The 13,302-nt window shown below is 43.9% G+C and carries 11 protein-coding genes; 10 read left to right on the top strand and 1 reads right to left on the bottom strand.

Annotated features, from left to right (window positions below; translation table 11 throughout):
- Positions 1 to 2: 2 nt before the first annotated feature.
- From F461_RS18055 to F461_RS0114550, 4 genes are read left to right on the top strand one after another with little or no spacing between them, the layout of a single operon-like run.
- The gene (locus F461_RS18055) at positions 3 to 1,115 is read left to right on the top strand and encodes a TIGR04066 family peptide maturation system protein (RefSeq protein ID WP_020001900.1); all 1,113 of its coding nucleotides are present in this window, start codon (positions 3 to 5) and stop codon (positions 1,113 to 1,115) included.
- Between the two features lie 38 nt (positions 1,116 to 1,153).
- A complete protein-coding gene (locus F461_RS0114560; RefSeq protein WP_020001899.1) occupies positions 1,154 to 1,414 on the top strand; it encodes a hypothetical protein in 261 nt (86 codons plus the stop codon).
- A 33-nt stretch (positions 1,415 to 1,447) separates the two neighbouring features.
- Positions 1,448 to 2,974, top strand: a complete 1,527-nt coding sequence (locus tag F461_RS0114555) for a S8 family serine peptidase (protein WP_026364793.1) — start codon at positions 1,448 to 1,450, stop codon at positions 2,972 to 2,974.
- A 3-nt stretch (positions 2,975 to 2,977) separates the two neighbouring features.
- The gene (locus tag F461_RS0114550; protein ID WP_020001897.1) at positions 2,978 to 4,678 is read left to right on the top strand and encodes an ABC transporter ATP-binding protein; all 1,701 of its coding nucleotides are present in this window, start codon (positions 2,978 to 2,980) and stop codon (positions 4,676 to 4,678) included.
- Positions 4,679 to 4,792: 114 nt separating this feature from the next.
- Here F461_RS0114550 and F461_RS0114545 read toward each other — a convergent pair whose 3' ends face one another.
- Positions 4,793 to 7,279: a plasma-membrane proton-efflux P-type ATPase gene (locus F461_RS0114545; protein ID WP_026364792.1), complete on the bottom strand. Its 2,487-nt coding sequence runs from the start codon at positions 7,277 to 7,279 to the stop codon at positions 4,793 to 4,795.
- A gap of 291 nt (positions 7,280 to 7,570) precedes the next feature.
- Here F461_RS0114545 and F461_RS0114540 point away from each other — a divergent pair, with 291 nt between their 5' ends.
- From F461_RS0114540 to hydE, 6 genes are all read left to right on the top strand, one after another.
- Positions 7,571 to 8,020: a methylglyoxal synthase gene (locus tag F461_RS0114540; RefSeq protein WP_020001895.1), complete on the top strand. Its 450-nt coding sequence runs from the start codon at positions 7,571 to 7,573 to the stop codon at positions 8,018 to 8,020.
- Between the two features lie 487 nt (positions 8,021 to 8,507).
- Positions 8,508 to 9,833, top strand: coding sequence for a [FeFe] hydrogenase, group A (locus F461_RS0114535; protein ID WP_020001894.1), 1,326 nt, complete (start codon positions 8,508 to 8,510; stop codon positions 9,831 to 9,833).
- A gap of 9 nt (positions 9,834 to 9,842) precedes the next feature.
- Positions 9,843 to 10,184 carry an iron hydrogenase small subunit gene (locus F461_RS0114530; RefSeq protein ID WP_020001893.1) on the top strand — a complete coding sequence of 114 codons (342 nt, stop codon included), beginning with the start codon at positions 9,843 to 9,845 and terminating at the stop codon, positions 10,182 to 10,184.
- 84 nt (positions 10,185 to 10,268) lie between these two features.
- Entirely contained in the window at positions 10,269 to 10,583 is a 315-nt protein-coding gene (locus F461_RS0114525; RefSeq protein ID WP_234702120.1) for a TM1266 family iron-only hydrogenase system putative regulator, read from the top strand.
- A gap of 14 nt (positions 10,584 to 10,597) precedes the next feature.
- Complete coding sequence (gene hydG, locus F461_RS0114520; RefSeq protein ID WP_020001891.1) at positions 10,598 to 12,007, top strand: [FeFe] hydrogenase H-cluster radical SAM maturase HydG; 1,410 nt, start codon at positions 10,598 to 10,600, stop codon at positions 12,005 to 12,007.
- A 294-nt stretch (positions 12,008 to 12,301) separates the two neighbouring features.
- Positions 12,302 to 13,297, top strand: a complete 996-nt coding sequence (hydE, locus tag F461_RS0114515) for a [FeFe] hydrogenase H-cluster radical SAM maturase HydE (protein ID WP_020001890.1) — start codon at positions 12,302 to 12,304, stop codon at positions 13,295 to 13,297.
- Positions 13,298 to 13,302 lie beyond the last annotated feature (5 nt).

The raw sequence follows: 13,302 nt of genomic DNA, 5'->3' as shown, positions 1-13,302 counted from the left end.
GCATGGCACAGAAAACTCTTGTATATCCTTTTGACAGACAGTTTCTTCCAATACTGCGCTATGCAGACAAAGTGAAACAATTCGATTTTACCGCGCTGGTTTCTCCTTCCGGTTGGGGAGTGTGCGGGCTGGATGCAGGTGTAGCCGACAAAGGTTCTCCCCTCGGAATGACAGTCACAAATGATTTTGAACAAGCCTTAGAACAATGTGAAACAGTTCTCTTCACACAATCTGACAATCACGTGAGCAAGGATGAATGTCTGATTCCACGTATGCACCTTGCTATAGAACGAAAGAAAAACATTGCCTGTACAGTTGACCTGACAGAAACCGAACGTGATAGGCTTGTACAAAAATGTTCTGAATATGGCGTAACATTTCAGTATATCAATAAAAACATTGAGCACATCCAAACAGCAAAGCAGGCATTGCGTAATGAAATTATTGCGCAAGACATCCATGCTCCTGTTATAATGGTCTTTGGACTTATTGAACAAGTTAGTAAATTTGAAACACAACTTGCACTGGAAGATTTTCTTACAACTCAAGGCTACAAAGTGTCTCTGGTTACTTCCCGGGGATATGGAGAATTGGTTGGAGGAAACCCTGTGCCCGGATTTATGTTCAGCAAAGATTTTACAGAGGAAGAGAAGATTCTTCTCTTCAGTAACTACGTAAAGTATATCGAAGTCACTGAGTCTCCTGACGTCATTATCATCGGCGTACCTGGAGGTTTACTCCCAGCAACATCCAAAATTACAAACAGATTCGGTATTACTGCGTTTGAGATGACGCAGGGAATCTCGCCGGATGCTTCCATTATCTGCACTCTTTATAATGAATATCCAAAAGAATATTTTAGTAACTTAACTCAATTATTAGAGAACAGATTCAGCATCGATGTTTCCGGTTTCCTTCTCGATAATATTACGACTACGTTTTCTGGCTACGAACAGGATGATCATTTTCCGCTTTTGATGCTTGAACCTGAGGTTCTTTCTTCCAAGCCCTTTACGGATATGACTACCACCATTGAAATCCGACAGAAACGGGAACATTTTTTTATGAAGATCATTGACCAGCTCGCTGCAAATGCTGAGGTCGAAGTGTGTTAGCCACTCTTAGCAACAGTTTTAACGAAAGGAACACTCACGTGAATGCTCAAACTCAGACGATACGCGCATTTGTGAACGCACTCTTTGTGGACAAGTTTGATATCAATTTACTTGAAAAAGGCTTAGGGAAGGAGAATTTTTTTGGGAAGCGCATAAAAATATATGCATGCGATTTGGTATATGTTTTTTTCGAAGTGGAAAAAAAGTTCTCTATTTCTTTAGAAAAAGATGTTCAGGATCCTAGCTTCTATACTCTTGATGGTTTGACTGAAATCATTGGAAATAGGCTAGTGGAATAACCCATGAACATATCTCCCATTGCGGGAGCACATATGGCTGCTGCACATGTTGTTTTTATTGATGACGGGATTAACGGGAGTATTTTCGATATACCGTTATGTTATGATCTTGAATTTGCGTCGGATACAAACACCTTTGTTCCACGTGCAGTTCATGATGTAAAAGAACTGACGCATGGAACAACGTGTGCGGCAATCTTAAAAAAATATTGCCATTTATTTCGGTGCAGTAGCTTAAAAGTTCTCAATAACCATAATGGAAAGGGCGATATTCAAGCTCTATGTGCTGCCCTTTTATGGTGCGTTAATCACTCTGTTGACATTGTCACAATTTGCGCTGGATCTGTTAATTTTGCTGATGCTGATGTCTTACAACCATTGATTTCCATGCTGAGTAAGCGTTCCATAGTTGTCTGTGCTCAATCAAATATCGGCTATATGACGTATCCTGCATCTTTTTCGAATGTTATCGGTGTGCAGGAAGCTGAATTGCCCGACGAACAGAAATTAAAACTCTGCGATCGTCCTTTTAACGGTATTGAGGTCTCCGCACGGGGCAATCATACATTACAATGCAAGACCTTAGAAAGAATTTCAACAGGCACAGGGAATAGCTTTGCTGCACCGTATGTAACGGCCTGTATATGCTCCATGTTATATGAAGGGTACAGGTTTCATCCTGTACAGACACTGGAAGCATTAGCTTCATATATTCAAATGCCACTGTTCAGGCATGCGCCTTGTTTTCCTGACTGGATTGTTAATGCATTCGTTATTGGCGATGTGAGCGGCTTAACAGAGTTCTTCTTTTTTCATGTGGTCATGGAAGTGCCTCTGAACCAGTATGGTATATTGCGTAATAGTGCATCATCAACACGGTGTAGTGAGTTTGACACCATAGTTTTGGCTTTTGATGACACTATGACACGGGCTGAGAAACAAAAAATGATACGCCACGTATGCAGTATGGAAAAACATGTCGCGATTGTTGACAGCTTCTCTGTACTTCCCCCTGCAGGTTTCCAACATAAGTTTTGGAGCTCACAGAAGCGTCTGCCGCATTTTCCTCTCCCGAAACAGCAGTCTTTAGAGGCTCCATTCATCATAGTCTATGATCACACTTCAAAGACATTGTTGCGAACTTGCGCACAATTAGCACAGAGTTTCTCCACGGACGGATATCATGCTTGCATAGCGACCAATGTACCTGCGGGAACTCTGCAACGTTTTTACTATATTCAGTACGAAACACTACAAGATGACTCCTTTTTTCGAGCAATGGAAGAAACTGCACAAGCAGATGTGCATATTTGTGGAGTCCAGCTTTTAGAAGGTGCGTTTGATAAGCAGACAGCGTCCCATATGGACAAACTTGCTGATATCGCAATTTATTGCAGCAGTACTGATGGGGCGACAATATGCTGGAATAGCAACTTGGACGAAGGTCGACATCAATGGCAATCATCACATCATATTCCAGCAACAAGTAGCACTGGTTGCACGGAAAAAAACTTTATTAGCATGGTATACAAAACCATTTTATCAACACTGGATTGCTGACCAATGCCATTCAATCAAAATAAACAGATTATTTCACGCATCATTACACTTTTTTCTTTTTATAAAAGAAAACTGGCGTTGATTTTGTTGTGCCTTGTAGTTTTTACCGCAGCTTCCATAGCATATCCGCTTTTGAACAAAATGCTTATTGATGACGGCGTACTAAAACAAGATTTCACGACAGTATGTATCATTGTTGCAATGATGTTGGGCACGATCATACTCAGTTCACTGGCTGAGATGCTTAAGGAATTTTTGCGGGCGGACATCGCCTCCGGAATACATCAGAAACTAGTTAAAGATGCATTTGATAGTTTCTTACGCGTAGATATCGCGTATTTCACAAAGAAAAACAGTGCGGAAATGCTCAATGATTTAACTACGGACATTGGTAACCTTAATAAGATTTGCGACAACTCAGTTTTTTTTGTGGTAACACAATTGCTTACTTTTTGTGGCGGAATTGTCGGATTGTTTGTAATTGACCAACGACTCGCTATGCTTGTTTTTCTTTTTATTCCAGTCAAATACTTGTGCGTTCATTACTTTTCCAACAGACAAAAAAAACAGTTTAACGTTCTATTAAATTTTATCACGTCCTTCGGACATTGGTTTGGAGACAGTTTGAATGGCATCAAGGATATCCGTTTGTTCGGTATCCAAAATAAGATGCAGGATGAAGCTGCAAAGCAGGTTTTTTCTGTAGCTAATGCTCAACGCAAGGTAACCATTCTGCAAAGCATGAATTTATGCTCTGAAGTTTTTTTTATACACAGCTTGGAAGCAATTTTACTGCTGACAGGTGCATATTTTATCTTGGATAATTCTCTTACTATGGGGAGCTTGTTTGCATTTATCAGCTACAGCATACAAGTGCTTGACCCCATTTCTGCCGTTCTTAATATTAAATTTTTACTTTCTGGCATTATCCCTTCCGCAGAGCGCTATTTTCTTTTACTCGATCACAGTTCTGAACATTGTGAGCAGGGAGGCAGTGAGTCCGTTCCTGAATTTTGTGAGCTGGCTTTCAAGAATGTCTCATTTGCCTATGGTGATAAGTATGTTTTGAAAGATGCGAATTTAACGGTAGGACAAGGTGAGAAAATTGCCATCATCGGACAAAATGGTGCAGGTAAATCCACAGTATTTTCTTTGATCGAACGTTTCTTTAAGCCGAATCAGGGCATAATTACTCTAAATGGAAAAGATATCAGCGAGTATGACTTGCAAAAATATCGCGCATCTTTTTCTGCTATCGGGCAAGACAGTTTTTTGTTCAATCGATCCGTTCTCGATAATCTTTGTATGTCTGTCTCATATTCTGAAAACAATTTGATTGAGAGAATAAAAGAGTGTGGGCTACAAGAGCTACAGATGGCATCTTCAGTGGGGGAAAACGGCAAGCAGTTGTCCGGTGGGCAACGTCAAAAAATTCTTCTGGCACGAGCATTACTACGCAATACCAGCTGGTACCTGTTTGATGAAGCCACATCCAACATGGATACAGAGTCTGAAAACAGATTGCTGGATCTGCTCCATACTACCCTTAAAGAAAAAACCGTCCTGATGATTGTGCACAATATGAGTTTACTTCAGCATTTTGAATCAATTATCCATATTACGGGTGATGGTACTATCCGCCAATACGCCTCGTATAAAGAAGTAGTCCAGTGTGAACCAACCTTTTTTGAGACTGCCAGCTAACCGCCGTCAAACTGGTAATGTGCTAAAACAAGCTATGCTAATACGTTGACAATCTCCGGATTGAATAAGACCAGCCACGAGCAAAGATGCTTGAAAATATATATCTAAAAAGGGCTATTTGACTCCGTAGTGCGTATGATGATGCACGGACTTATTCAGACACTTGAGGAAACATTTGTGACGCGGACTTTCCAATTTTAAGTGGTCGTAAATGATCAGTTTTGTCCAATCCTCGATAAATATCCAAAGAATACAATAGCCCCAGATAAGGCCGATGTATTCCCAAGGAACAGCAGCCATAAACCAACCCATTCCTACTATGAGAGTAGCAAGAAGCTTAGTAGCCAGAGCGGACCAGATCATGGAAGGGGCAGGAAACGGCCTGCACCAGAAAGGTTTGCGGGAACGAGCTACAAAGAGGGTAAGATGTCCGGCCACGGAAAGTTTGAGGAAAATGAAGGACTGAATCTGAGCTATGTCCAGACCAAGCCAGGTTTTCGCAATAATTAGTAGACCGAAAGTTTCTACTACTCCGATAACCCCCAGCACTGTGGATACGGTCAAGACACGCTTCATATCCCATTGCACAGGTTTGGGATCCAGCCATGTGTTGTCGTAGGCTATGGTCATGATAGGAATGTCATTAAGTAGTGCCAGCAAGATGATCATTATGGCTGTAATAGGATAGAAGTTGTATACCAGAATGGCTATGACCACGAAGAGCATAATACGGATGGTTTCGGTTATGCGGTAGATGGCGTAGGAATTCATGCGTTCAAAGATCATACGCGCATGTTCAACGGCGCGAATGATAACGGATAGACCGGGTGCCGTGAGAACCAGATCCGCTGCAGCTCGAGCCGCGTCAGTGGCTCCAGAGACGGCAACCCCCACGTCAGCCTGTTTTAAGGCAGGGGCGTCATTAACACCGTCACCGGTCATAGCTGTAAGGTGCCCTAGATCTTGAAAAGCCTTAACAATACCGTACTTGTGCTCGGGAAAGACTTGAGCAAATCCGTCGGCTTTCTCAATGCGCCGTTCAATATCTGAGCTAAGACTTTGTATATCCTCGTCCTTATCAAAAAAAGCTTCAGCCTCAATTATGTTAGTACTAAGTCCTAACTTTTTAGCTGTCTCTCGGGCTATAGCTATATTGTCTCCGGTAACCATCTTTACTGCGATGCCGTGTTTATTGGCCTGCGATATAGTTTCAATTGAGTCCTCTCGAGGAGGATCAAACAGAGACAACGTGCCTAGATATTCCCACGAACTGTTATTTCTGGAGCGAGCTACACCTAATGTCCGGAAGCCTTTTGCTGCAAAATCATCCACGTCTTTTAACGCCTTAGCTCTGTCTGCTTCGGACAAGTCACTTAAGTTGATTATTGTCTGTGGGGCTCCTTTAGTGACTCTGAATGTTGTTTCCTCAGGCCCTTTGATTTCGGCTTCTGTTCGTTTATGGACTGGGTCAAACGGGATAAATTTGAGTTGGTTAAATTGCTGAAGGGCATCTGGATTTTCAAGTTTTGCCATGATCGCCAAATCAATAGAATCTCCATCTTCACTTTTGCTGGCTAGAGAACCTATTAGAAGTAACTCTTCGACGTTTTTGGCTCCAAAGAGAACCGAGTCTCCTAGTGTGAGTTTGTTCTGAGTCAGAGTGCCTGTTTTATCCGAACATAAAATATTCATTCCGGCCATTTCTTCAATAGCTTCCAGACGGGAAACAATGGCGTCCATCTTAGACAGAGCAAGACCACCTACAGCCATAGTTACTGAAAGAACTGCTGGCATAGCTACAGGAATAGCGGCTACAGTTAAAATCAGTGCAAATTGAACAAGCTCAAGAGGGCGTTCTCCACGATCAAGACCTACAAGAATTAGTACGGCCACCATAGCAAGAGTCAGGTAGATTAGGTAATTACCTATGGAGAGTACAGCCTTCTGGAAGTGTGAGACTGCACCTGCAGATTCTACCAATTTTGCGGTGCGTCCAAAAAAGGTGTTGGATCCGGTTCCGGAGACCACTGCAATCATTTCTCCCTGTTTTGCAACTGAACCGGAATATGCTGTGTCACCCACCCCTTTTGTGACGGGCAGGGATTCTCCAGTAAGGGCGGCTTGGTCTACGCTGATATAATCTCCATTTACAAGAACAACATCTGCTGGAATGACGTCTCCCAGACGTAGGCGTACAATATCGCCGGGTACCAGATTATTTGCTTCAACTTCTCCCCATGTGTTGTCCCGCAATGCACGAGCTTTGAGAGCCAGCTGACTTTTCAAAGCATCCAGCGCATTGGATGCCTTATGCTCTTCAAAAAATCCGATAGCAGCATTAAACAGTAGCAGCACTACAATAATTACAAAGTCTGCCCAGCGTCCCACGATTGCGGATAGCAGGGCAGCTACTTCGATCATCCATGGAATAGGCCCCCAGAAGAAACCTAAAAGTTTAAGTAACGGGTTAGCCTTTTTTTCAATTAAAGCGTTTTGTCCGTATTTTTCCAGCCGTTTTTCGACTTCTTCTGAGGTCAGGCCGTTCATTGATGATGATAGCTCTGAGAAAACTTGATCAACGCTCTTATGTTGTTCCGTCATGACGTCCTCGCAACATGTAGACGATAAAATGAAGCAACTATGAATTTTGCACCACAATTAGCTATATCAAAAATAGATGGAGAGCGCACTGATCTGAGGAAGATTCGTACGAAAAGATAATGCAAGCGTGGATGGAGGTAATCAGAAATCAGTATTATACTGCATTGACATTGGTTGTTAACAAAAACGTAACAGGCTTCGCATAGTATATTGTTGTCGAAAACAACCCATGCTACCATCCAAAACAGATACTTGTTTCACAATCATACTAACTAATAGGATTGAAAGCTCATGGAACTCACAAAAAATATTGCTATTGTCGCTCATGATAACTGCAAAAAAACTATGTTGGAGTTTGTTGATTGTAACTTTGACATATTAATCCATCATCATCTGTTCGCGACAGGGACAACAGGAAGTATGGTTGAGAAATTGTTGCAGGAGAAGGCTAGTGCCACAGAAATGGAGCAGTTCTCTGGTGTAAGTAAAATGAAATCCGGCCCGCTTGGAGGTGACCAGCAGCTGGGTGGGTTAATAGCGGATGGAAAAATAGATGTGCTTATTTTTTTCTGGGATCCAATGGAACCTCAGCCTCATGATGTCGATGTTAAGGCGCTGCTTCGTCTGGCTGTCCTTTACAACATTCCCACAGCAAGTAACCGGTCCTCTGCGGATTTTCTTATCTCTTCACCGCTTTTTAGCAGTGCATACGAGATAATTGAAACCGGACATATTAAATAAACCAAAGAACTCCTTAGACTTGCCGTACAGCTTCTTTTTTCTTGTGCGCTACTTACGATATCCGTTATCGGCAACTGATTGTTTTGTGCTGACGAACCGTCCGGTTCGCCAGCACAATGTTTAAAATACGTTTAACAGCTTATAATTCTTATTATGAATGATTGAAAGATGTTAGAACCAGTAAAAAAAGGGAGCCATTTGGCTCCCTTTTTTGTTGCAATATCTGCGTTTGTTTTTCAGTCCTTCTGCGATCACATTTCTGTTCAACCACAGCGCTGTTACTCTGTGCTTTTATGTTTTCTTAATAAAGCAATATATCTTGATAGTTAGAACCACTCTCGTGTTAGTGTGAATCGAGTAGCACTATTGATAGGTAGCAAGCAAAATATTTTTTTATTCTGCTTGTAATATTTTTTTAATTTTCGTAACACGTACGGAGTGTTGTTATTCCGGAATGGATAATTGTAACAAAGTAAAGGAGTTGTCTATGTCTGGAGCAAAAGAAAAGCAGGCTACTGCCAAGCCAGCCTACTTAGCGAACCTGAAGCTACCGGCGACGGGAAGCAATGTGGAGATGGAGGGGGTAAACTACAAAATTGCCGCCCCTCAGGGTGTTGATCCTTCCACACTCTTCTTTGTTCAGGTTGACAAGGACAAGTGTCAGGCATGTGGCGAATGTGAAACCCACTGTCCTACCGGAGCCATTCAGGAAATGCATCCGGATGGTGAACGCGGGGTAGTAGATCCTGCGGCATGTGTCAACTGTGGACAGTGTCTTGCCAACTGTCCTTTTGGCGCAATCAGTGAACAGGTCTCATATGTTGGTGAGATATTCGAAAAACTCAAAGACCCTGATACCATTGTTGTTTCCATGCCTGCTCCGGCTGTACGTTATGGCCTTGGCGAATGCTTTGGTATGCCTACAGGCACGTACGTCGGCGGCAAAATGCATGCAGCATTGCGCCGTCTGGGCTTTGGCCTTGTATGGGATAACGAATGGACTGCGGACGTTACCATCATGGAAGAGGGCACTGAGCTGCTCGAAAGGGTTAAGAAAGGTGATAAGCCATTGCCGCAATTCACCTCATGTTGCCCGGGCTGGGTAAAGTTTGCGGAAACTTTTTACCCAGATCTTAATGCTCACCTTTCCACCTGTAGGTCTCCTATTGGTATGCTCGGTCCTTTAGCTAAGACCTATGGTTCTGAACAATCCGGCATTAAGAGCAAAAAGATGTACACTGTGTCCATCATGCCTTGTGTTGCCAAAAAGTTTGAGGGACTCCGTCCTGAAATGAACGCAAGTGGCTCCCGTGATATTGATGCTACCATCAATACTCGTGAACTGGCATGGATGATCAAACAGGCTGGTATTGATTTTGCCTCGCTCCCTGAAGAACAGCCGGATCCTGCTCTTGGTATGTCTACAGGTGCTGCGACTATCTTCGGCACCAGTGGCGGTGTTATGGAAGCCGCACTACGTCTTGCTTACGAAGTGCTTTCCGGTAACACCCTTGCCAATCCGGACATCAAAGTAGTCCGCGCCCATGAAGGCATCAAGACAGCTGATATTCCTGTACCTAATTTCGGTACTGTGAAGGTTGCTGTTGTAAGTGGCCTACAAAATGCGGCAAAACTCTGCGACGAAGTACGCGCTGGTAAATCACCGTACCACTTCATCGAAGTCATGACTTGTCCCGGTGGTTGCGTAAATGGTGGCGGACAACCTCTTGAGCCTGAAATGCTCCAATCTTCGCTTTTCCATAGCACTGTTGCTAAGATCAACCGCCGCTTCAATCAGCGACGTGTAGGCTAGGAGATTACTATGAAAAAAATAGGATTAATGAGCAGACGTGGTTTCATCAAGGTTGCTGGTATCGCCTGCGGGTACTCAGTTCTTGGTTTTAACGTTACCCGTGAAGCGTTCGCAGCGACCTTGGAATTCGTCGGTTTGCGTCAGCAGTCCGTGTACAATGCAGACAGCAAGATTTATTCCATCCGCAAGTCTCAGGACAACCCAATGATTAAGAAGCTTTATGCGAAGGATGGCTTTCTACATGAAGGTCCATGCGGGCATAAATCTCATCATTTACTCCACACTCACTACAATGATCGAAGTGCAGGCGTTAAGGCTTTGAAAGCCAAAGGCGTAAAACTGGCACTGTAATAGTACCGTAGTCCTACGGGCAGCCTGCGGGAAGGAATAGTCTGAACCTCAGGGCCGCCCTTTTTTCCGTCGGCTAAAAGAGCAATGAACTCAACGCGTAACCGACCTGCCCGTATGGATCAAATTTCGACGTTCTACACAAGAGAGCATGTGATCATGGAAAAGCGCATGGGCGTTGTAAGTATCATTGTTGGCGATAGAAAGCGTGAGGCTGGCAGTGTGAATGACATCATAACCAAACATAGTAACATCGTTCTTGCCCGCATGGGCCTGCCGTGTCGTGATAGGGGACTTAGTGTCATTGCCCTTATCATTGAGGCAACCACGAACGAGGTTGGTGCATTCACCGGTCAACTTGGCAACCTTTCTAGCGTAAAAGTTAAATCTTCACTTGTATAGCCACGGAGGCGGATATGTTAGTAGATACAGAAGGATTAGAAAATTTTATAGACGAGAATGCTATTCATGAAATTATACGCACTACAACACAGCCGGAATCAGCTCGTGTTCGCGATATTCTGGATAAAGCTCGCGAAGCTAAAGGCCTTACCTTAGAGGAAACCGCTTGCCTGCTACAAGCGGAGGACCCAGAATTAAACGAAATGATATTTGAAACTGCTCGTGCTGTTAAGCGGGCCATTTACGGAAATCGGTTAGTTCTCTTTGCACCTCTCTATGTTACTAACGAATGTGGGAATAACTGTACTTATTGTGGTTTTAAGGCAGATAACACGGAATTAGATCGCCGCACGCTCTCTCCTGAAGAACTCCAGCGTGAAGTTAGAGTCCTGGAAGATATGGGGCATAAGCGTCTATTACTTGTTTACGGAGAACATCCAAAATTTGGTGCGGACTGGATCGCTGAAACAGTTCAAACAGTGTATGACACAGTCGCTGAAAAAAGCGGTGAAATCCGGCGCGTGAATATTAACTGTGCACCGCTGGATGTGGAAGGTTTCCGTAAGCTAAGTGACGTGGGCATAGGAACCTATCAGTGTTTCCAAGAAACTTACCATACAAAAACATATGCTGCTTTGCACCCAACCGGACATAAAAAGCACTTTTTGTGGCGCCTGCATGCATTGCATAGAGCTATGGAGGCGGGGATCGAAGATGTGGGTATGGGACCATTACTTGGTCTGTACGACTATCGTTTTGATATCCTCAGTTGTCTTGCACATGCTGCGGAACTGGAAAAACGTTTTGGCGTAGGCCCACACACAATTTCTTTCCCACGTTTGGAACCTGCACTTAATGCTGATATTGCATTCAATCCACCGTACCCTATCTCAGATATGCAGTTCAAACGTTTAGTGGCTGTACTACGTCTTTCTGTACCATATACAGGTCTTATCCTCAGTACTCGAGAAGACCGGATTATGCGACGTGAGTTGCTTGATCTTGGTGTATCGCAGATAAGTGCAGGTTCACGCACTTATCCTGGAGCTTATACTGACCCGAACTATGACCGACCTGATGTCCAGCAGTTCTGTATAGGTGATAACCGTAGTCTTGAAGACGTTATTCAGGAAATCGTACAAAACGGATATATTCCGTCATGGTGCACTGCATGCTATCGTCTGGGTAGAACCGGTGAGCACTTTATGGAGTTAGCTAAAAAAGGCTTCATTCAAGAGTTCTGCCATCCTAACTCACTGTTTACATTTAAAGAATACTTGCATGACTACGCCGGTGAAGCTACGCGCTCTATCGGTATTCCTCTGATTCAAAATGAGGTGGATAACTTCCCTGCAAAGCGCCGTGATTTGGTTGAAACACGGCTACATCGCATTGAAGAGGGAGAACGAGACTTATACCTGTAGTCCCGCTATTCAAAAATATCTCTGCCGAGACCGGGTTTATATCTATTAGTAAACCCGCAGAAAACTGGAGGGCCGGGTTCATCCACCCGGTTCCTTTAGTTTCTACCCCTCTCAGGGGATATCTACATGTTTTTTGCATGGAACACGCAGCGCATAACTTCCCATAAGATACTAAGTCATTCACTCTTTTGCTAGTTGTTTTTGGTACAGCTATGGTCAGTACTTTACGATCATCTGTGCCATTGCCAAAGTGAAGACTGGTTCCGCAATTTCAGCGATGCAGGAGTATTAATTATGCAGAAGAACGAGATCTTAGACGCGTTGCGCGCGTCCGATGCAAGCTCATTGTTCGAAACTGCTTATCGTACCCGTAACGACACTTTTGGGCAGGAGGTCTTTCAGCGAGGGGTGGTTGAATTTTCAACCCATTGCCGAAAAAACTGTCAGTATTGCGGACTACGTGCCGCGAATGTAGCTCTCAAGCGATTCAGATTAAGCACCGAGGAAATCATTGCCGCAGCGCATTGCGCTATAGAAGCAGGTATGGGCACTGTCGTTCTTCAATCAGGCGAGGAACAACTGGATATCCGACGTGTCGGTAAAATAATTGAAAAGATAAAGAATCTTAGCGACGTATCCGTCACCCTCTCGTTGGGTGATCATGATGAGGACACCTACAGATATTGGCTTGACTGCGGTGCTGATAGGTATCTTTTGAAGATGGAAACGTTCGATGAAACTCTGCATGCCCGTATGCGCCCCGGTCAAACAATGAAAGAACGGCTTAGAAGGGTAAACATGTTATGCAGACTTGGCTTTGAAACAGGATCAGGCATTATTTCCGGTCTACCATACATGACGCAGGAAATGCTTGCTGATGATTTGTTGAAGTTGTCTGATATGTCTCTTGATATGATCGCCGTAGGGCCGTTCGTCCCGCATCCGGATACACCGCTTGCCCCTTATTCTGCAGGATCAATGGAAGAAGCACTGCGTGTTACTGCATTGTTACGAATAATGAACCCTAAGGCGAACATACCCGCAACCAGCGCTCTGGATGCGCTGGATGTTAATGGCCGAGAAAAGGGGTTGCATGCTGGTGCAAACGTCGTCATGCCCTCCGTCACGCCAGAGTTTGTTCGTGCCCGATATAATATTTATCCCGGAAAGAACAATGCATCGGAACCGGTGCAGGAACTTATTGAAAGACTGCAACAACGCCTTTGTAACGCAGGCTATAAACCATCATCCGCACGCGGCGCATCACCCGCATATCGGAAAACAGCATAGGAGAT

The sequence above is a fragment of the Halodesulfovibrio aestuarii DSM 17919 = ATCC 29578 genome (assembly GCF_000384815.1).
GTDB classification, from domain to species: domain Bacteria; phylum Desulfobacterota; class Desulfovibrionia; order Desulfovibrionales; family Desulfovibrionaceae; genus Halodesulfovibrio; species Halodesulfovibrio aestuarii.
Note: the sequence above shows the minus strand (reverse complement) of the source record. Positions and strands in the feature narration are given on the sequence as shown.